The organism is Fundicoccus ignavus (genome assembly GCF_009659375.1).
In the GTDB taxonomy this organism is placed as follows: domain Bacteria; phylum Bacillota; class Bacilli; order Lactobacillales; family Aerococcaceae; genus Fundicoccus; species Fundicoccus ignavus.
Genome location: NZ_WJQT01000003.1, coordinates 20062 through 42278, shown reverse-complemented (window position 1 = coordinate 42278; position 22217 = coordinate 20062). Strand labels below are relative to the sequence as shown.

Here is a 22217-nt window from a genome sequence, read left to right as displayed (position 1 = left end):
CTAACTCAATTCGCCAGTCGACAGATTGGAAGCAATCATCGCCTTGGAAAAAAAGATTAACGACGTGCAAAGCCTGGTAAAGCAAAAAATATATAAACCCTTATATTATAAGTAAACCTCGGACAAGTCCAAGGATTTTAAATTCTGTTTAGCAGTATAATTTGATTATATCGTTTTACTTTTGTTGGACTATTTAACGTAGATCAGCTAATTGTTTTCCATAGCGGTATAAAGGGCAATCCCTCGCTACTAATAGAATCGCTTGGTGTGACTTTGAGCGCAGCGAATTAGACACACCCTAGCCGATTTAGCTGGAAAAGCACGAACGTAAGTGAGGCTTTGAAAGCGACCTCCGCATTAGAAAACAATTAGCTGAACGTAGTATAAAGCCTGATAAATCAACAGAATGCTATAATCCCATATAATATAATAAAAACACTGTAGCTAGTTTAATCAGTAGCTACAGTGTTTTTTTAATTATAATCTTATTCTACCTCTTATATTCCAGTTGCTTAAACCAGACTTTTCTCTATGGTGTCGGACTAATTTTTAATGCAGCCAAATAAAAAGGCATAATCTCTAATAGTGTGTCTCTAATCCAACTGCTAATCGCTTCCTGATTTTGTAGTCGTTCTTCACCATTGAAAGCTAAACGACCAATCATAAATTCAGCTTTCTTTACTGTCTCTAACCGATTCAGTATTATATGATAATCAGCTTCGTCTTGTTTAATAAACGCTAGTTGAGTATGGTCAGGAATAATTATAATATCGCTTGGTAGATTTTGAAAATGTGTCGTCATTTGACTAAATCCTTGTGCTATTTCAATTTCATTCAGTGGTTGATCAATTATAGAAAGTGTAATAAAAACATACTCAGGATTAATTCCTAATTCAATATGCGGATACTTTTTATAACCTCTCTTATCCCCTCCAATCGCAACCCAAGTGTTGGGTGCAGGATGTGTCTTACGACGCAAATGCTTTGCAATATGAATAGGTTGTGAAAGTCCTTGTTCTGCTAATAGCTTTTGAATTTCTTCACCATAATATCTGAATAAAGGTTGAATTCGTTCTTGAATAGCTGTCATGCGACCTTCAACAGACTCTATCTGAAATGTCTCAAACACATATTGGTCAAATATCAATTTCATTCCAATCACCTCCTGTGAAAACCTTGGACAAATCCGCAACTCTTAAATTTTGTTTAGCAATTTTACTTTGATAATACAACGATGATTTTGTTGGAAAACCAAAAGCTGACGAGGCATAAATATCGATAAATCGGCGTTAAACTTATAATCTCTTATACTATCAAAAAAACGACCTCATCTTGTTTTATTGATGAAGTCGTTTGAACCAAAAAATGATTATAGTTTGTTTAGTGTGTCCATTAATAATTGGTTAATTACTTGTGGATTCGCGCTTCCGCGTGATGCTTTCATAATTTGACCAACTAGGAAGCCAACCGCACGGTCTTTACCGTTTTTGAAGTCAACAACTGATTGTTCGTTCTTCGCAATAATTTCATCAATCATCGGTTGTAGAACTGCAGGATCACTTAATTGAGCCATACCACGGGCATGAACGATTTCGTTCGCATCGCCACCTTCAGTTGCGAGTATTTTGAATAATTTCTTCGCAATTTTAGATGAGATTGTGCCATCAGCAATCAAATTAATCATTTGAGCTAAGTTTTGTGGTGTTAATTCAGTACCTGCCAATGTTGTTTGTTCACTATTTAAGTGAGCTGACACTTCACCCATTAACCAGTTTGAAGCTTGTTTAGGATCTGCTCCTGCCGCAACAGTTTCATTATAGAAGTCTGACATGCCTTTATTCAATGTTAAGACCATCGCGTCATATTCTGGTAAACCATACTCTTCAACATAACGTTTACGACGTAAATCTGGCATTTCTGGAATTGCATTACGTACTTCTTCAATCCATTCTTCGCTAATTGTAATACGTGGTAGGTCTGGCTCTGGGAAGTAACGGTAATCTGCTGCCCCTTCTTTAGAACGCATTAAGAATGTTTGACCTGTTGCTTCATCATAACGACGCGTTTCTTGAGTCACAATTCCACCAGAACGTAATACTTCAGCTTGACGTTTTTCTTCAAATTCTAAACCTTTGCGTACATAGTTAAAACTGTTTAAGTTTTTAATTTCTGTTTTAGTACCAAACTCTTCTTGACCATAAGGACGTAGAGAGATGTTACCGTCACAACGTAATGATCCTTCTTCCATTTTCACATCCGAAACTTCGGTATACATGATTTTTTCACGTAATGCTTCAAGGAAAGCATAAGCTTCTTGTGGAGAACGAATATCCGCTTCTGTAACGATTTCAATTAATGGTGTTCCTTGGCGGTTTAAGTCAACATAAGAATAACCATCAGTACCATGGGTGTTCTTACCAGCATCTTCTTCTAAGTGAACACGCTCAATACGGATACGTCTTTGTTGCCCTTCGACCTCAATATCAATATAACCATTAGATCCAACTGGTTGGTCTAATTGTGAAATTTGATAAGCTTTTGGATTATCTGGATAGAAATAGTTTTTACGGTCAAATTTCATCTCACGTGCAACTTCACAGTTTAATGCTAATGAAGCGCGGATACCAAAATCAATCGCTTGACGGTTTACTTTAGGTAAGACTCCTGGATAACCCCAGTCAATCTCATTTGTATTACTGTTAGGCTCTGCTCCGAAATGAGCTGGAGCTGGACTAAACATTTTAGATTCAGTTTTAAGTTCAACGTGAACTTCTAAACCAATGACAGTTTCAAAATTCAATGTACTACCTCCTATAATTCTGGTGCTTGTGAAGCATAATCATGTTTCACTTCGTAAGCATGAGCTACTTGATAAAGTGTTGCTTCATCAAGAGGTTTACCAATTAATTGTAAGCCGATTGGTAATTTTTCTGAGTCAAACCCAGCTGGAACTGATATAGCTGGAGCGCCAATTAAGTTAACTGGAATTGTTAATAAGTCAGCTACATACATTTCAAGCGGGTTATTTACACGTCCACCAATGTCAAAAGCTGTACTTGTTGTAACAGGTCCCATGATGACGTCGTATTCTGCAAAGACTTTATCAAAGTCTTGTCTAATTAAAGTTCTTACACGAGCTGCTTTGTCAAAGAATGCATCATATGCGCCTGAACTTAAACTATATGTTCCTAACATAATACGTCGTTTTACTTCGTCACCAAAAGCTTCTGAACGAGATAAAACATATACATCTTCTAATGATTCAGCTGCTTCTGAACGATGTCCATAACGAATACCGTCAAAACGTTGTAAGTTTGATGAAGCTTCAGCTGATGCAATAATATAGTAAACATCTACTCCGTATTTAGAGTATGGTAAGGATACTTCCTCAACAATTGCGCCTTCGTTGCGGTAAAAGTCTGCTGCTGCTTCCATTGCTTCGCGAACTTCTTCACTAATTTCTTCAGACTTAAATTCTTTAGGGAAAGCAATTTTCATCCCCGCTAATGATTGTCCTATTTTGGCAGAGTAATTTGTATCGATGTCTTGTAAACTAGTTGAATCTTTTTCGTCGTAACCAGCAATTGCTTCTAAAACAAGTGCATTATCTTCAACAGTTAAAGTCATCGGTCCGATTGTGTCTAAACTTGATCCAAAGGCAATCAAGCCAAAACGAGAAACTGAACCGTAAGTAGGTTTGATTCCCACAACGCCGTTATAAGAAGCTGGTTGGCGAATACTTCCCCCAGTATCTGTACCTAAAGAAGCAGGTACTTGACGGGCAGCAACAGTCGCTGCTGAGGCTCCAGAAGATCCTCCAGGAACTTTGTTCAAGTTCCAAGGGTTATGCGTTACTTTAAAGGCAGACTTCTCATTACTTCCACCCATCGCAAATTCGTCTAAGTTTAATTTACCAACAATTACTGCACCAGCAGCTTTTAAACGTTCAACTGTCGTAGCATCATAAGTTGGAACAAAGTTTTCTAACATTTTACTTGCCGCTGTTGTACGTAAGTTTTGTGTAACAATGTTATCTTTAACAGCAATTGGAATACCGTTTAATAATGGTGCATCTTCACCATAACCACGTTCGTCTGCCGCTTTGGCTGCTTCTAAGGCAACTGCTCTTTGTGCATCGATTTCTAAATAAGCTTCCACTTTAGGTTCCAATGCATCAATTTGTTGATAAGTATATTCAAGCAATTCAACTGCTGTGAATTCTCCAGCTTTAAGGCCGGCTTTTAATTCTTTAATTGTAGTTGGGAATTTTGACATTCTATGCTTCCTCACTTTCTATAATGACTGGCACTTGGATATAGCCATCTTCAGCGCTTGGCGCATTAGCCAATAAAGCTTCTTGATGGTGGCTATCAATTGCCACATCTTCACGAAATGCGTTGATAATACTATTACCATGATAAGTTGGCTCAACATTAGTTGTATCAACTTCACTTAAAGTTTCAACCATACCAACAATATCTTGAAAGTCTTTTGAAAAAGCAGCAAATTCTTCAGTACTAAATTCTAGTTTCGCAAGTTTTGCAACATGCTCAACATCTAAACGAGTTATATTCATTTATACCTTCCTTTTCTAAATCAAAGATTTCTTAAATTATTAATGTCCGTTATTGACGGAAAACATGAGAACTGATTTGGCTCTCACCAGGTTGACGTCCAACAAATGCCTCTGTCCCATCTGCTGATTGTATCTTAATTTCTAATCCAATACCTTCAGGCAGAGTTCTTTGTGCAACATCTGTGACATGCTGTGTTAAAGCTGTAATTTCGGTTTGAGAATAAAACTGTGTGATAATCTCAATATCTAATGTAGCTAGCCCATTATCAATGTATAAGGCTTCACCACTAATACCATTTAAGTGTGGGAAGAAATTTATAATATCTTGTCTAAAGGTATCAAAGAATAAATATTGGTCACCAGCTTCTGTATTATTGATTACCGGTAAAGATACACGATATTCATTACGTTCTGTCCAGTCAGTAACATAATTTCCTTCACGTGAAATACCATCTAATACATAGTTCCCACCTACCGTGGTATTACTTGGTGCTTGTTGGAAAATACCCACAACGATTGGTACTGAACGTAATTGTTCTGTATTACGTAAACGACCTACAATAATATTAGCATAAGCTTTACCACGTTCACGCATTTCACCAAGTGAAATTTCTTGTTCATACACTACGCCTTCAGCATCAGTATATTGGTAGACACTGTTCATTGCCAATCCAATTACAATTCCACCTAGAGCAAAACCTTCATCCGTTTCGACCATGATATTTTTTTCCATGATTTGAGATAAATAGATAGGACTTGAATCTAAATCTACAATTACTTGGTTAGATTCTTCAGTAACCTCGGCTGTCTCATCGATTCCCTCTGGATCATCCGCAGGGTCAACAGATTCCTCAGTTGTCGTTTCTTCCTGTGTACTTGTTACTGGTAACGCTGGGTTAAGTCCTTCTGGATTCGTTTCAGACTCTCTTGATACCCAATTAGTTAATGTGTCTCCATCAATTAATTGCCCTTCTTGCATATAGTATTGATCTGTCGGGAAGATATCCTGACTAATTCTTAGCAAGCCTTCTTCAAAAGCAAAGCTATTGCCCGAAGAACTTAAACTAGTATCTGCACTAGCTGATGCACTTAATTGATAGCGATTGTCTAAGATGACTGAACGATAGTATTCATTAGATAATTGATTGGCTGTTGTTTGAACAACTACTTCATCAGGTCCTAGTTCAACAGTTTCATTCTGTCCTTCTAAATTGTTTAAACACCCCGATAGCAATAAGGCTACTGCAGCTAAACTAAACAATTTGCTTAATTTATTTTTCATTGGTTTATTCACTCACTTCCGTTAATCGCAAAAATTCCGCTTCGTCCATAATTTGAATTCCTAATTCTTGCGCTTTATTTAACTTGCTTCCAGCAGCTTCACCAGCCACTAATACATCGGTTTTCTTAGAGACACTCCCTGTTACTTTAGCTCCTAATGCCTCAATCATTTTCTTAGCTTCACTACGACCTAAAGTTTCCATTGTACCAGTTAATACGACAGTTTTACCATTCCAAAAACTGTCTGATTCGGTTTGATCTTCGATACTAACACCTTGATACATTGTGTTAACTCCTGCCGCAACTAAACGTTCGATTAATAGGTTGTGCTCTGTTTGACTAAAATAACTAAGGATTGATTGGCTAATCATCTCACCAATTCCATCAATTAATTCGATTTCTTCAGCCGTAGCTGATTGAATAGCTGCAAGCGTCTCGAATTTTTGCGCTAACAATTGAGCAGCTTTAGCACCTACATGACGAATGCCTAAGCCAAATAATAATTGTTCTAATGAATTGTCTTTAGAAGATTGAATGGCCGCATAATATTTCTGAGCTGATTTTTCTTTAGTATTCGCCAACTGTAAAAAATCATCTTCTGCTAAATAATATAAATCTGCGGGATCTTTTACAAGTTCTTTTTGCAGTAATTGTTCAATTACTTTGACTCCTAAGCCTGAAATATTCATCGCATTACGTGAAACAAAGTGCGTTAATTGCGCTAACTTCTGAGCTGGGCATAAAGGATTAATACAACGTAAAGCGACTTCACCTTCTGCTCGAACTAATTCAGCTTCACATTCTGGGCAATGAGTTGGTATAGGTAACGGTTCAGATTTTTCTGTTCGTTCTTCCACCAATACACTCGTAACTTCTGGAATAATGTCCCCTGCTTTATGCACTGTAACGTGATCTTCTAAACGAACGTCTAAGGCATTAATAAAGTCTACATTATGTAAAGTAGCACGTCTAACTGTTGTTCCTGCTAGTGCTATGGGATCCATTACAGCTGTCGGTGTGACAACACCTGTTCTACCAACAGTCCATTCCACATCACGTACAATCGTGGTTTCAACTTGTGCTGGAAATTTATAAGCTATTGCCCAACGTGGGGCTTTCACTGTAAAGCCTAATTCCTGTTGTAAGTTTACATCATTAACTTTAATGACAACACCATCAATTTCATATGGCAAGTCATGTCTTTGTTGACTAATGATTTCGATATAGTGTTTAACTTCTTCTTTTGTCGAGCATAATTGTCGTAAAGGATTTGTTCTTAAGCCAATTTCTTCCAGTTGTGTAAATAGTTCAGCTTGTGATTCTGGCATGAAATCTTCTGTGTATACTGCACCATACAGAAATACATTTAAATTACGTTTAGCTACTGCTTTGGGATTAATTTGACGCAAACCGCCTGCAGCCGCATTTCTAGGATTAGCAAATGGTTCAAGTCCTAATTCATCTCGTTCTTCATTCAATGCAACAAAGCTCTGTTTCGGCATATATACTTCGCCACGAACTTCTGCTGACACCGATTGTCGTAATCTTAATGGAATCGACTTAATTGTTTTAAGGTTAGTCGTAATATTCTCTCCAATTACACCATTTCCACGAGTTGCACCGCGGACAAATTGTCCATTTTCATAAGTTAAGGCAACGGCTAAGCCGTCTATCTTACACTCACACATAAACTGTACATGCTCTCTACCAGCTTGTTTAGTTACTCGATCAATAAAGGCATCCACATCTGCATGATTAAAGGCATTGCCTAAACTGTACATTGCTTCTGAATGGGTTACTTTATCGAAACCTTCTAATAATTGATCACCTACCCTTTGAGTGGGTGAGTCGGAAGTGATCCATTCTGGATGCTGTTGTTCTATGGCTTCTAACTCATGATACAAGCGGTCATAGTCACTGTCAGCTACTGTCGGCTTATCTAATACATAATATTGATAAGCATACTCGTTAAGCGTCTGCTTCAAATCCTCAAGGCGATGTCTTAATGCCTCAGGTGTTGTAGATTGCTCCATCTTGATTACTCCTCATTTTCTTTCAAATACATAATTATTGTCATTCCAATAGTATACCACTTCTATTATAGCGTCGCATCATCATTTTCTTTACTCAAGATGCTTTTTGACAAGCTAATTAAAGTGTCCATTAAACCTTTTTGATTGGGGCTAGGCTTGGTAATAATTCTTTGATTCCTTGTTCTTTAAAAGCAACGCTTAATACAATATCTTTCTTACTACTATCAACTTTGACAACAGTTCCAATCCCCCAAGCCTTATGATCAACACGCTCTCCAACTGTCCAATTTTCTGAACTGCTAGCTTGTGTCGTTCTCCCAATTGTTCGAGTAGGTCTGGTTGGTCGTTTAGAGGTTAAGGTAACTTTTTGTGCTGAACGTGAGCTGGTATGCGGCGTGTATGTTTTAGAACTTAAGACGCGGCTTTGGAATGATTGGCCCACGAACTCTATTAAGTCACGGTCAATCTCATCGATAAAACGACTTGGTAAGTTAGATTGATAACGGCCATATAACAAACGATTTTTCGTTGCAGTTAAGTATAATACTTTCTCAGCTCGTGTCATCCCGACATAAGCTAAGCGTCGTTCCTCCTCTAAGTCGTCTTCATTTTCAAGAGAACGTCTGAGTGGGAAAAGTCCCTCTTCCATCCCCACAATAAAAACATATGGAAATTCTAACCCTTTTGCAGCGTGCATCGTCATTAACGTAATTTGATTACCTTCATCTTCTTGGTTCGTATCGGTTAACAATGATAATTCTGTCAAGAATAGTGTTAATAAGGACATTTCTGCTTCAGCGTCTAGGTTCGCTTCATTCGCATCTTGCATTGCATAATCCGGATCACTTTCTTGAGTCAATTCATGATCGCTTTCATCAAATTGCTTAGTTACAGATGCGAATTCTTCCAAGTTTTCCAGGCGGTTCTGTGACTCTAAGTCACCAGCTTTTACAAGTGTTTCCGTATATTCTGATTGTTCCCAAACTTGTTCAAGTAACTCTGTAATATTTAAGAATTCAGCCTGTTGTCTTAAACGATTAATCATATCCGCAAAGCGTTGTAATTTTACTTGTGTACCTTTTGGTATATTCGATAATTCAATTTGTTCAATCGCTTCTAACCAGCTTAGATTTAGACTTCCAGCGAAATCAGCAAGTTTCTCAACTGATGTTGGGCCAATTCCACGTTTGGGTACATTGACAATACGGTTAAAACTAATATTATCCGCAGGATTATCGATTAATCGCAAGTAAGCCATTGTGTCTTGTATTTCCTTACGTGAGTAGAACTTTAAACCTCCTACAATTTTGTAAGGCAAATCAGCTCTTAGTAATGAATCCTCGAGTCCACGTGATTGAGCTTGTGTACGATATAAAATCGCGAAATCAGTATTCTTTAAATTGTGATCTTGCTTCGCTTGATAAATTTGCTGAACTACATACTGTGCTTCTTCTTTGTCCGTCTCCGCACGATAGAAACGAATCTTCTCACCGGTTTCTTTATCTGACCACAGCGCTTTATCTAAGCGATTTGAATTATTTACAATTACACTATTCGCTGCTTTTAGAATATTCTGAGTTGAACGATAATTTTGTTCTAATAGAATCGTTGTAGCATTTGGATAATCTTTTTCAAAATTCAAAATATTCTCCATATTCGCTCCACGCCAACCATAAATACTCTGATCTGCATCCCCTACGACACAAATATTTTTTAATAAACCAGCTAGTAATTGTACTAATCTGTATTGAGTCATATTGGTATCTTGATACTCATCAACATGAATATACTGGAATTTATGTTGGTAAAACATACGAATTTGTTCGTTTTCTTCCAATAACTTAACCGTTACTAATAACAAATCGTTAAAGTCCATTGCATTAGCTGTTTTCAGTTTTTTCTGATAGAACGTATAACACTTGGCTTGTATTTCTCCCATATAACCTTCCGCAACTTCTTCAAATTGCTTTGGAGATTGACTGTTATTTTTAGCTGAATCAATTACTTGTAACATATCTTTATAGCTAAATTGATTCGAATCTAGATTTAACTCTTTCAACACTTGCTTCATTAATGTTTGTTGTTCACTTTGATCAATGATTGTAAAATTCTTTTCATAGCCAGCAGCTTCGGCTTCACGTCTCAAGATACGTGCACACATTGAGTGGAAAGTAGATACCCAAATAGCATCTGCTTCGGGACCAACTAAAGCTTGAACCCTTTCTTTCATCTCATTCGCAGCTTTGTTTGTAAAAGTAATCGCTAGGATATTCCAAGGATTAACATTTTTTTGTTCAATTAAGTAGGCGATACGATGTGTTAAGACTCGCGTTTTACCACTTCCTGCACCCGCAGATATTAAAAGTGGGCCTTCTGTCGTCAATACAGCTTCTCTTTGTTTTTCATTCAATTGTTGGATATTGGTCATTAAAGACACGTAAAAACTCCTCCATTCATTCATCTGTTAATTAACAGATCTAAGCATTCTCATTGTCTTCAGACAACTTTGCTTTTCTTATAATACACCGATTTCTATTATAGCAAAAATTCCTTCGTAACTTATGGTTTCCACTAAAATTTTATTAAAAAGACATAATTTAGTTCGTTAAGTACTTAAGAATTTTCTAACACTAAATAAGTATTCGGCTTCCTAAGCACAAGTCATGAAAAAAACGGACTTAAACCTTGACCTTTAAAATTCGTTTAGTAGTATTCATGTGATAATGCAGCGATTGGTTTTCAAAAACTGTACCGATTTATATTATGGGCAAGCGGCGTAGCTTGTTCTAACTATGAACACAGCGAAATGGACAGAGCCTAGCCGTTTGAGCTGGAAAAGCCCTCACAACAGTTAGGCTTTGAAAGCGACCAACGTCTTGGATATTAATCAGCTGAGCATAGTAGAAAGCTTGATAAATCAACATAAAAATTATAAAACCTTATTTTATAATAAAAACAGCACTCTAATAGCTTGTCGCTACTAAAGTGCTGTTATACTTAAGTTTGTTTTAAAAGTTCAGTCAATTCGATTTGTCGTTCACAATTCGCCAAAGAATCACCTGTAACAATCACTTGCCCTATAATATCTCCTGTCTCATTGCCAACCGGATTAAATAAAGCAAAGCCCCAATCAGTTCTTAACATGTATTGCGTTTTAACTGCCTCAATCTCTAATTGCGAAACTGGTATCGCAATGGCAGCCGCACTTACTGGTAATAAGTTTGGCAGTGGTAAACCTACTAAAGCTCTAACAGAAGCCTCGAAATGCGATAGTGACATAGAACCAATCGTAAAGATAGCTTCTTCAGAAAGTCCAATACTTGCTTCATTAATATAGACTACACCAGCTGAAGTAATGAAAAATTCTATCGTTAAAGAACCGATTAAATCTAATGATTCTGCCAATAATTGACCTAAGCGATTAATTTCTAGCTCGACCATCTCATCAAGCATCGCAGGATAACGAACTTGCGTGCCTAATTGATCACCTTTTTGAATTATTTCAAAAACTGGATAAATTAAAAGTTCGCCACGTTCATTACGGACAACAGTTAAAGTAGCTTTCTTCTCTGTTGGAATCCACGCTTCTAAGATACAAGTACCGTTAAAGATTTTTTTCTCAGCAGTTGGATAATCTTCCTCGCTGTATAGCACAACGTGATTGTGTGAATCTGGTAAATGTCGCTGAGTCGACTTTAATACACACGGAAAACCAATATATTCGACAGCTTCTTTCACGTCCGCTAAATCTGTAATCATTGAAAATGGTGTGACTAAACACTTTGCAGAATCAATGTACGCTTTCTCAATCAGACGATCTGTCGTAATCGCAATTAAATCATCTGATAACGTCAAATCGGTTAACTCCGCAAGAACTTGAAAATCTCGATTTGACAACAAGCCTGTCTCACTCATCACAACATCAACGCGCTCCGCAAAATGTCGTAATGCTTGCTCATTATAACTTGTCGTCACAGTTTGCCAACTTGCAAACTGACGTACCGGATTATTGTCTGTCAATACAAGACTTGCTACGCGGTAACCCAATTTACCAGCGGCTTGAGCAAGAAGCGCCGAAGCAATTGACGAACCAATAATTCCTACAGTTTCACCAGGATAATGTTTTTCTGGCATTGCTTATCTCCTTTGTATAATTATTCTTTCAAAAAATGGATACAACCTACTTGTTAAATACCGTCTATATCTTACCACAAAATAGACCCACAAGTAGACTGTGAACTTAGTTTTAATTAAAGCGGTTGGTCATACTGAGTTAACTCCCATTCTTCAATCATGTTGATTAACTTTTGCGCATAATCAGGATCTGTAGCATAACCCGAAATCTGCAAACCACGCGCCTGTTCAACGTAGGTATTCCCTTCAATAACATCTGAGTAAAAGTTTTCATCCCATGAAACACCATAATAGATCAACTCCGCATGAGCTGTCATTGAAGCATCCCAATCTGGATAAACTTTGAAATAATCCACAATTTCAACCCACTCGTCGTCGAAATATTCCGCTGTAGAAAAAGCTACTCCCATTGGATCATCTGCAGTCGTTTTGACCCCAAATAAATTATGATAATCAGCTGCTAATTGACTTTGACCGAAATCTGATTCTACCATCGCTTGAGCCATCGATACACTAGCTAAAATGCCATATTGTCTTTGCAGTTTCTGAGCTGTAGGAATAATCGCAGAAACAAATGACTGTCTTTCAGGAGATTGTTGAGTATCAAATGGATTAAAAAATATTGAATTCTCGTTGAAAACAATTCTTAATAACAAAGCACCCATTAATGCTGCCAAAATAATGATAAAAAGTGAGACACCACCTACTTTTTGTAAAAAGGCTGCTTTTACTGCATCAAATTTCTTTTGTCGAGCAGTTCTAGTCTTCTTTGGTTTTTTAGGCCGATACTTCTTTTGTGTTTTTCTTTTTTTGTTGGTAGTTTTTCTGACCACTTCATCACCACTCTTCATTCTTTTTGTAAGCATTAAAGTCTATTCTTACATTATCAAGCTTTAATATTCATTTACATCCTACCAGAGACGGAATGTTGGTGTAAAATAATAGTTAATCTTTTAATTTCTCGCTCTCATCATCAAACCATTGCAACAACTTGATCTCATCAGTTTCAATTTGTTGACGAATAACGCCAGGCAATCTAATCTCTATAATATCATTATAGCCCCAGAAATTATAGTCAGCGATTAACTGAAGAATTGTCATATTCGATTTACGGTTACTCGTTTCTTCGTTTCCATCACTTTGATGCCACTCTAAACGCACCATGCCATGATGTACCCATGTTTTAGCAATTTGATACTTCAAATATAAATATTCTTTGACTGGCTCGTTCATCACATCAGGCATTATTTCAGCATTTCTGACAACTTTTTGAACCAACATCCATTCATAATCCGTAAATAAAGTCGATAGTATTTGGATATTTTCATAGCGTAAGCCTTGCTCGCCTTTTTTCCAACGATCCCAACTTTGAGGTGAGATTCCTAATTGTTCTGAATAAAAAGCTTTTTCACTAACATACTTCTCTTGAATTGCATGTACAACGATTGCTATAAGTGCCGGACTCATTTAACATCACCCTTTACGTGTATTTTATATTAATTATACACCTGTTACGTGATGTTTGTAAACTTTTTTATAATCTCACTTATTTCGATTTGCTTCATTGACCTCTTTGACCCTTTTCAGTATATGAGTTAAATGTTGATGATTTTAGGTGCTATCGGTATAATACACTTTGTAACTTTTAGTAGGAGGTGTATTTGTTTGAATTTCAATAAAAAAATAGGTTGGCGAACAATTAAAACAGCTACGTCAGTCGGTATTGTCATCACCCTTTTCGAATGGTTAAACCGCGGTTCTGGACTACTGGCCTGTTTATCAGCTGTTTATTCACTCCAAACGAATACAAGTCAAAGTGTGACATTTGGAAAAAATCGAATTATTGGTAATATTTTGGGGGTCTTCTGTGCAATCTTTATATTACTAGTTCAGACGAGTGGTTGGTTACCAGAAGCAATCGCCTTAAACTTAGGAACAGCTGTTGGTATCATTCTATTAATTAATCTTTGTAACCTATTTAATTTATCTCACCTAGTGTTTCCAGCATCGGCGGCCTATTTAGTCGTTATTCTAGGTGATCATGGGAATGATGTCATCGGCTATGGTTTGAACCGCGTTTTAGATACCATTATCGGTTCACTCATCTCTTTAGCGGTTAACTATGTTTTACCTAACCCACATTTGCAGGATAATTATTAAATCGTAAATACCATCTTTCGTTCTACAATTGAATATCATCTTGAATTTTGATAAATAAAACTAGGACGAGTATGAGGGCTTTATATTCCGTTTAGCAGTTTTTATTTGATAATACAGCAGTACTTTTGTTGGAATGATATACGTAGTTAAGCAATTTGTTTGCCAAAGCAGTACAAAGACCTATCTATCGCTATTAATAGAATCACTTGGTCTGATTATGAACACGCCCGAGATCACTTGAGTCTCTTTCTCGTAAATAACGACTAGTCAGAAAAGATATCTGATGACGGCCTCTCGTTCTTAGAGCGAGGGGACTCTCCTCCCCTATTGAGCACGTCGCTCAAATAGCAAAGACGAATTTTATGTTAAACGCTACTAATTCTATAACCTAACACTTTCGTGGCAAAACAACTCGAGCAATTTCTGAGATTTTTGAGGTACACTTTAAATGTATCAATTTAACTATCCACGTATAGCACAGAGAATTAGACAGACCCTAGCCGATTGAATGGGAAAATCCTACACCGCCAGCGATAGCTTTGAAAGTGACCACCGTCTTGGAAAAACAATTTGCTCAGCGAAGAATTAACCACAATCAATCAACACTCAACATATAGGTTTTCAGAATACAAAAAAAGAAGACAATGACAACAGTATTAAACTGTCAGTCATTGTCTTTTCATTTAATCAGTATGATTAACGGTATTTCCAGCTACCTGATTCATCTTGGAACCAGATTCCTTGACGATATTCATCACCAAACCAGTAATAATTCTCTGTTGGCTTACCGTCATATAACTCTGTAGTCGGTTCTCCAGATGGTGATAATTCTTCAGTTGGGGTTGTTTCCTGAACTGGTGTTTCCTCAATAATTTCAACTTGAGAAGACTCAGCTTCTTCTATAACTTCTTCTTCACTTTCAGCTTCAGTTTCTTCAACTTCTAAACTACCTGTTGTAAAGTAAGTTATCAATTCATTGATTGTCGTCGAAATAGCTGAAACAGTTGCTTCTGCATCAGTAATATTGTTCGCTAACATTACTACTACATAAGCAGTTTCTTCCATTTCTAAGATTCCCGCATAATATTGACGACTTGCATTATCATCTGAAGACATCAACTCAAAACGTGTCACAACCCCTTCCATACCTTCTGGGTATTTCTCACTAAATGGTGATTGTAATAACATTTCTTTAATTGTCGCATCACCTGTTTCATCGATTAATGAATTATTAGCTAAAGCGCCTAAAAGATTGCCTAAGTCTTGCGCGCTAGTCATCGCTCCGGTAATTAAACCAGCTTCATTAAGTGAGAGTGGTGCTGTTAATCGAGTAGCAAAATAACCTGATTCATTTAACCATAAATTAAACTCATTTAAGCCACCTGTTTCTTGGATTAAATGATTCATCGCTGAAACATCGCGTTCTTGAATCACATAATTCAACAATTCAGTATAAGTGTATGAAGCATCTGCCTCTGTTGTTGCAATTGTGCCATTGTCATTCTCAGCTTTTAGACTATCATTAATCATTACGGTTGCTTCCAAGTCGATTTGTCCTTCTGCAACTGCCTCAAATGTACGTTCAATGACAAACCAAGCAATTAATGAATCTGCATCTACAGATTGATTATCATACGTAAACGGTACATCAGCACCAGCTTCAAAGAAAACTGCTGAAACATCACCTAAGTCACCTAAGTGATTATTGATTGAATCTGTAAATTGCTGTGCTTGTTCTTTATCAATATTTACGTTTGGAAGTGTATAAGTTACTGCCTCATCAACATTCAAGTTTTCAGATACTAAACGTAATGTTTGTTCTTGTTCTGAAACAGCCACGACTTCTAAAGTTGGATCATTAAAACTTAATACTAAGTCACTACCTTCTTTAAATAATGAATATTCTGAGAGTTCAGTTTCTTCACCATTTGATCCCACATAGAATTTAAAAGTAGACTGATCAACAGCTGCTAAAGCCTCTTCAAAACTCATTGTTACATTAATCGTTGGGTACTCAGCTAACTCTACAGATTGGTTAATTAAAGTTAAAGCACTATCCGATTCTGTTGATTCCTCAGAGCTTTCTGTCGTTTCTTCATTTTCTGCTACAGACCCTTCGCTTTCAACTTCGCTTAAAATCTCATCTGATTCATCTTTGTTACCAAAAGTTTGCACAAAGATATTATCATCTGAATTGAAGTAATCCATCACTTGGCCAATTAAACGTGGTCCAAATAGGAATAATAAGAATACAACTGCAACAGCCAATAATAACTTAACGATTCCCCAAACAACACTACCACCCTTACGTTTAGTTTTCGGGATAACAGCTTGAGGCTCACGATTACTACGCGTTTCATAAGTATCTGACGAAGCTGAAGGGAAATCATCCACCTCTTTAAAGTCAGTTGGTTCTGTAACAATCGGTTCGATACGTTCTCTACGTTCACCGTAATCGGGTTCAACCGTAGGGATTACTTGTGTATCTTCAACACGTTCTGAATGTTTTGTTTCTTTTGCTGTTGTGTCGCCTGATTTAAAATCGTAACCACAATAGGCACATTGTGTTTTACTTCTTACATTACGACCACAATTTGGACATTTCATATTTAAGTACCTCCTAAATATTTCTCTGATTCTGTTATTAGTCCTATTTATTGTAGCATAGAACTAACGAGATAAACAATTACAAACTGATTAAGGCTATTTTGCTATAATACCTTCCTTCACCGATAAAACTTCAATCAATATATTAATACGCCTAGACATCAACAAATTAAATACCCTTCACTCTACCAAAATACTATTCAATACAACACTCTCATCATTTGCGAAACTCAATGTGATAATTTGCCTATAGTGACATAAGGCCAAATGGTACAGCTGCTGTGACTGTGTTCAAAGCGAAATAGACAGATTCTAGCCGATTGAGCTGAAAAAGCACGAACGTCAGTAAGACTTCGGAAGCGACCACCGCCTTGGAAAACAATAAGCTGAACGTAGCACAAAGCTTGATAAAACAACATAAAACTTATAATCCCTGAAAAAAAAGACTACTGAGATCACTCCCAATAGTCCTAAAATAATATTATTCAACTGCTTTTAATGCTTCGACCATATCAATATTTCTCAACTTCTTATGCATAAATAACATCACAATGCTAGAAAATACAAAGGTTAAAGCTGCTGAAATCAAATAACTATCCCAATGAATATGAGGATTAAACAACAAGTTATTCGGTTGCATCATCTTCATTAAGAAACTCGTTAACACGTTTCCTAAACCTAAACCAATAACTGAGCCTATCGAAGTTAACACCAATATCTCTTCAAAGATATACATACTGACTTCTGTGTTATAGAATCCTAATACCTTGATAGTAGAGAGTTCGCGCATTCGTTCAGCAATATTGATGTTCGTTAAATTATAAAGAACAACAAATGCCAAACCAGCCGCTGACACAATTAATACAACCGTGATGATATCCAAGCTGCCCAATGATTGCCCCGCTTGTTCTGCGATTGTTTCTAAATTAATTAACGTCAATACTCTGTCGTCACTCGCCAATGAATTCTCTAATTGTAAACTATCTATCCCATCGACGTATTTTACATAAAAAGCATTGGCACTAGCTTCTTCAAAGAATACTTTTTCGTATTCATCTGGTGATAAATATAAATTATGCCCGATATAATATTCAGAAATCGCACCAATTTCAAAATCATACAATTGTTCTGTATCATCTTTTAATTGAATTGTATTGCCTTCCCCTAAACCTAAATACTCTGACATACGTTCTGTTAGAACTGGGCCACTAGTTTTCAAATCAAGTTGAGTCTCTGGAGCCGAACGACGATGCAAGGAAACAAATTCACTTAACGTATCGCTGTCAACCATAGGAACGACGACCGAAATGGGCTGATCAAGTTTCTCACTGTCATCCGTATTCAATTGAGTCGTATAAACCGGAACAATTTTCTCGACTTCCCCCGAAGCCAACAACTCCTGACTAAATGCTTCAACGTCTTCTGCTGTTTGATTATCCTGCAAGTAAACCATTGAATTAAAGGTTTGAATTACAGTCATTTGCTGATCAATAATTCCTGAAATCGTATCACTAATCCCAAATCCCGTTAATATCAACATCGTACACCCAGCAACACCGAACAAGGTCATTGAGTTTCGACCTTTATAGCGAAGTAGATTACGAATCGTCATCTTACGTTTAAAACTCAACGCTTTCCATAACCATGGGATTCTTTCGAATAATATTTTCTTACCAGATTTCGGTGGTTCAGGTTGTAACAACATGGCTGGTTGTGTTCTAAGTATATTTAGCGGTGTTACTATGGCTGGGACAATTGCGCAACTCAGTGCAATTAGCGCTACAACTAAATTCACTGCATGAGAAGTCAAAATGATTTTCTCGTCAAAATAATACATCATATTATAAGCGTTAATAATCACACTTGGAAAAACAGCGTAGCCGACCCAAATACCAAACAGAACTCCTGCAAAACTTGCGACGCCCGCATAAGTGACAAATTTAGATAGAATAACATGAGTAGGGTATCCCATTTGTTTCATGGTTCCCATATAATTTCGTTGTTCACTGCCCATTCTCTTAACGGTAGTAAAGGTTACTAATACGGCAATCGCAAAAAAGAATACTGGAAAGATGTTACTAATTATATTGATCTTATCGGCATTCTCATACACACTCTCATAAGCTTGATTAGAATCACGCCCATTTACATAATAAATAGGGCCTTCCAAATCTGCTAACTCCGCCTCAGCATCGGCTAAGTCGGTTTCAGCTTCTGCTAATTCAAGTCTGGCTGAAGCAGCTTCATCTGCAAACTCCATTTGCTTTTCACTCAATTCCTGTTCACCATCACGTAGTTCCCAGTAACCTTCATAGGCTAAACGTTTTGCATGTAGCAATTCTATACGACCTGCATTTAATTCTGCCAAACCATTTACTAATTCTGCATCAGCATTTAACAACGTCAAGCGCCCTTCTTCAAGTTGAGCATATGCATCGTCTAATGCAAGACGTCCTTCTTGCAATTCTAAAGCTGCCGCATCTAATTGACTCTGTCCATTCGCTCTTTCCTCTTCTAAAGTAGCCCAACCTGCGTTAACTTCTGCAAGTCCCGCATTATATTGCGCCAAACCATCGTAGTACTCTAGCCAACCCGCATCAAGTTCTGCTTGTGCTAAATCTAATTCAGCTTCAGCTGCTTGAATGGCCTCAATCGCTTCAATTAGTTGTTGCAATTGCGCTTCTATTTCTTCTCTAGAAGCTAGTAATCGTTCAATTTCTGCTTGAATTTTTTCGATATCTACATCCTCAAAAGCATCTTGTAAGATATCTAGTTCAGCAATTGTATCTAACTGTGTTTGTCTTAAGTTTTCAATTTCTAACTCATTCGCCGCAATCTCTTCTTTTTTTGCTGTCAACTCTGCTTCAAGTCTTGAATATTCGGTTGCACTAGCAGTGACGGTACTTTGTAAATCCGCCACGATTAAAGACTGTGCAGATATTTCTGATTCGAGACTGCTAATTTCTATTTGAAGCTCAGAATAAGATGGATTTGGCGACTCATTTCCTGCTTCATCGGTTAATGTTGGGGGAGTTGTCGCTAGTTGATCTTGCAAACTTTGTAAATGCAACTGCATATTGGTTAAACTCGTTTCAGCAGTTACTAAAGCGTCTTGCTGTTCAGCTAAAACTGGCGCTAACAGCTCTAATTCATTTTCTAACGCTGCTTGCTCCACCCGTAGATTTTCGTTTTCTTCTTCTAACAGTGTAATCTCCGCTTCAACATTTTGTAATTCTTCTATCAAAGTCTCAATTTGCGTTGGTAACGTTTCAAGTTGATTTTCAAGATTCTCAATTAAATCTGAAACGGATATCCCCATCTCTTCTAGGTAAGCAAGAATCGCTTCTGGACTATCTAGCCCTTCTGGAATTTGTCCAATAAGCTCATCAATAATTTGTTGGCGAGCAGCCGCTATTTGAGCACGACCTGCATCTATTTGCGCCTGTCCCTCAATTAACTGCTGACGTCCTGCTTCAAGTTCTTGATAGGCTGAAGCAAGTTCAGCTTCAGCAGCTATTAATGTTGCTTCACCTTCCGCAATACCAGCTTGAAAAGCAGCTAATGCTAAATTATATTCCTCAAGCCCTGATTGATACGCAAGTTCATTCTCCCATAATAAGTTTTGATTAGCGTAAAACTCTAGCCAACCAGCTTGTAAGTCAGCCTGCCCTTTTTCAAGTTCTGCTTCACCGGAGAAAATTTCTCGCTCAGCTTCCGTTATTTTAACCTGACCATCGTAATATTCAAGCCATCCTGTCGCTATTTCTTGCCGACCTTCTTCTAGCAAACGACCACCATTATAGATTTCTTGATAAGCATCCGCTATCTCTTGGCGACCATCACGCAATAATTCGTTCAAGTCCTTACGCATTTCATTTAATCGCGCTAAAGGTTGGCCATTTAAACTTTCTTCAATTGCTAATTTACTCGCTAAAGTCGTTGCATCATACTCTTCTGAATACGCATCATAAGCTGCCGCCTCATCTACCCAATAGTAAACTTCCGAGTAAATATCACCCGCGACATTCTCTTCAGGAATCACCGCAAACATCGAAACAGTACCGGGACCTCGTGAAATCCTTTCAAAATACAAAGGACTTTCAACAAAGCCAACAATTTCAAATTCTTGCTCCAACAAATGTGGGCCTTGTATCGTTAAGGAATTTTTTTCGTCTGAAACATTCTCATTATCAGCGTCATAACTACTAGGTTGTTCGAGTGTTATCGTGTCCCCTATTTTAAATGGTTCACCTGCTCCTTGACTAATTACGCCTAACAAAGCTGAATCTAAGGCGATTTCGTTCGTTTTTTCTGGCATACGGCCTTCGACTACTTTAAAAAAGTTCTTATTTTGTTGGTAGTCGTGGGTAAATATTTTGGCTGTTTCGGTCCCAGGTTTTAAACTTGAATCAAAACTTTTCATTGGTAACCAACTGACGCCATGTATATCAGAAAGAATATCGAGGTCTTCATCCGTTATCCCGCTTGTGGATAAAATTGTTCCATCTGGCATTTGATACTTTTCAAAGTAACGCGCAGAGGTTTCAACCATAGAAGGTCCCGTTGCTTTAATGCCGACAAAGAATGCAACCCCCAACGAGATGATAGCGAAGATGGATAGAAATCTTGGAAAAGATTGTTTAATTTCACGTAAATTATCTTTCCATACTGTTGAATTCATCGTCAATCACTTCACTTTCCCATTGCCTTACCATTGGATATCTTCTACTTTCAAAGGCTGTTCATTGCAAGTCATCTCACTGACTTTACCGTTGCGAATTTTAATGACACGATTAGCCATTTGCGAAATTGTCTGGTTATGTGTAATCACGATTACGGTCGTGTTCGTTTCTAGACAAGTATCCTGTAATAATTTTAAGACTTGCTTTCCAGTCTCATAGTCTAATGCCCCAGTGGGTTCGTCACACAGTAGCAACTTAGGTTGTCCAGCAATTGCTCGCGCTATCGAAACACGCTGTTGCTCTCCGCCCGACAATTGAGCTGGGAAGTTGTCTAAGCGATGCCCCAAACCACATGCTTCTAGTGTTTCAACCGCATCAGCGTCACTGCCAGCTATTTGAATCATCAACTCAACATTTTCTTTAGCGGTAAGATTGGGAACTAAATTATAGTTTTGAAAAACAAAACCTACGCCATAGCGCCGGAATGTCGTCAATTCTTTCGGACTATAATTCGCAATATTCTCTTGATCAATTAGTACATCTCCCGATGTCGCTTGATCCATGCCACCTAGTATATTTAAGGTGGTGGATTTTCCTGCACCTGAAGGTCCTAGGATTACAACAAATTCACCTTTTTCAATTTCAAAATTAATGCCATCGTTAGCGCGTGTTACCACATCGCCTGTACGATATTCTTTTACAACATCTTTTAATTCAATATATGCCACGTGCTAACACCTCTTT

General features: G+C 37.5%; 14 protein-coding genes. 1 reads left to right on the top strand and 13 read right to left on the bottom strand.

The genetic code is table 11. The features are described from left to right. Window positions 1-529: 529 nt before the first annotated feature. The 10 genes from GF867_RS03410 to GF867_RS03365 form a co-directional block, all read right to left on the bottom strand. The gene (locus GF867_RS03410) at window positions 530-1153 is read right to left on the bottom strand and encodes a DUF1054 family protein (protein WP_153831716.1); all 624 of its coding nucleotides are present in this window, start codon (window positions 1151-1153) and stop codon (window positions 530-532) included. A 216-nt stretch (window positions 1154-1369) separates the two neighbouring features. Continuing rightward, window positions 1370-2800 carry an Asp-tRNA(Asn)/Glu-tRNA(Gln) amidotransferase subunit GatB gene (gatB, locus tag GF867_RS03405; RefSeq protein WP_153831715.1) on the bottom strand — a complete coding sequence of 477 codons (1431 nt, stop codon included), beginning with the start codon at window positions 2798-2800 and terminating at the stop codon, window positions 1370-1372. An 11-nt stretch (window positions 2801-2811) separates the two neighbouring features. Beyond that, window positions 2812-4275 carry an Asp-tRNA(Asn)/Glu-tRNA(Gln) amidotransferase subunit GatA gene (gene gatA / locus GF867_RS03400; RefSeq protein WP_153831714.1) on the bottom strand — a complete coding sequence of 488 codons (1464 nt, stop codon included), beginning with the start codon at window positions 4273-4275 and terminating at the stop codon, window positions 2812-2814. Window position 4276: 1 nt separating this feature from the next. Next, window positions 4277-4576, bottom strand: a complete 300-nt coding sequence (gene gatC / locus GF867_RS03395; RefSeq protein ID WP_153831713.1) for an Asp-tRNA(Asn)/Glu-tRNA(Gln) amidotransferase subunit GatC — start codon at window positions 4574-4576, stop codon at window positions 4277-4279. A gap of 49 nt (window positions 4577-4625) precedes the next feature. Continuing rightward, window positions 4626-5858 carry a CamS family sex pheromone protein gene (locus GF867_RS03390; RefSeq protein WP_153831712.1) on the bottom strand — a complete coding sequence of 411 codons (1233 nt, stop codon included), beginning with the start codon at window positions 5856-5858 and terminating at the stop codon, window positions 4626-4628. 4 nt (window positions 5859-5862) lie between these two features. Continuing rightward, window positions 5863-7890 (bottom strand): NAD-dependent DNA ligase LigA, encoded by a 2028-nt coding sequence (gene ligA, locus GF867_RS03385; RefSeq protein WP_153831711.1) that lies wholly within the window; start codon window positions 7888-7890, stop codon window positions 5863-5865. Window positions 7891-8020: 130 nt separating this feature from the next. After that, a complete protein-coding gene (gene pcrA / locus GF867_RS03380; protein ID WP_153831855.1) occupies window positions 8021-10318 on the bottom strand; it encodes a DNA helicase PcrA in 2298 nt (765 codons plus the stop codon). Between the two features lie 569 nt (window positions 10319-10887). Beyond that, window positions 10888-12024: an ATP-grasp domain-containing protein gene (locus GF867_RS03375; protein ID WP_153831710.1), complete on the bottom strand. Its 1137-nt coding sequence runs from the start codon at window positions 12022-12024 to the stop codon at window positions 10888-10890. Between the two features lie 116 nt (window positions 12025-12140). After that, window positions 12141-12890 (bottom strand): glycoside hydrolase family 73 protein, encoded by a 750-nt coding sequence (locus GF867_RS03370; protein ID WP_246168121.1) that lies wholly within the window; start codon window positions 12888-12890, stop codon window positions 12141-12143. Window positions 12891-12969: 79 nt separating this feature from the next. Then, complete coding sequence (locus GF867_RS03365; protein ID WP_153831709.1) at window positions 12970-13491, bottom strand: hypothetical protein; 522 nt, start codon at window positions 13489-13491, stop codon at window positions 12970-12972. A 198-nt stretch (window positions 13492-13689) separates the two neighbouring features. Here GF867_RS03365 and GF867_RS03360 point away from each other — a divergent pair, with 198 nt between their 5' ends. Then, on the top strand, window positions 13690-14184 hold the full coding sequence (locus GF867_RS03360; RefSeq protein WP_172973947.1) for an FUSC family protein: 495 nt from the start codon (window positions 13690-13692) through the stop codon (window positions 14182-14184). Window positions 14185-14880: 696 nt separating this feature from the next. Here GF867_RS03360 and GF867_RS03355 read toward each other — a convergent pair. The 3 genes from GF867_RS03355 to GF867_RS03345 form a co-directional block, all read right to left on the bottom strand. Further along, window positions 14881-16791, bottom strand: coding sequence for a serine hydrolase (locus GF867_RS03355; protein ID WP_153831707.1), 1911 nt, complete (start codon window positions 16789-16791; stop codon window positions 14881-14883). Window positions 16792-17272: 481 nt separating this feature from the next. Then, entirely contained in the window at window positions 17273-21472 is a 4200-nt protein-coding gene (locus GF867_RS03350) for an FtsX-like permease family protein (RefSeq protein WP_153831706.1), read from the bottom strand. Window positions 21473-21499: 27 nt separating this feature from the next. Then, window positions 21500-22201: an ABC transporter ATP-binding protein gene (locus GF867_RS03345; RefSeq protein ID WP_311454034.1), complete on the bottom strand. Its 702-nt coding sequence runs from the start codon at window positions 22199-22201 to the stop codon at window positions 21500-21502. Window positions 22202-22217 lie beyond the last annotated feature (16 nt).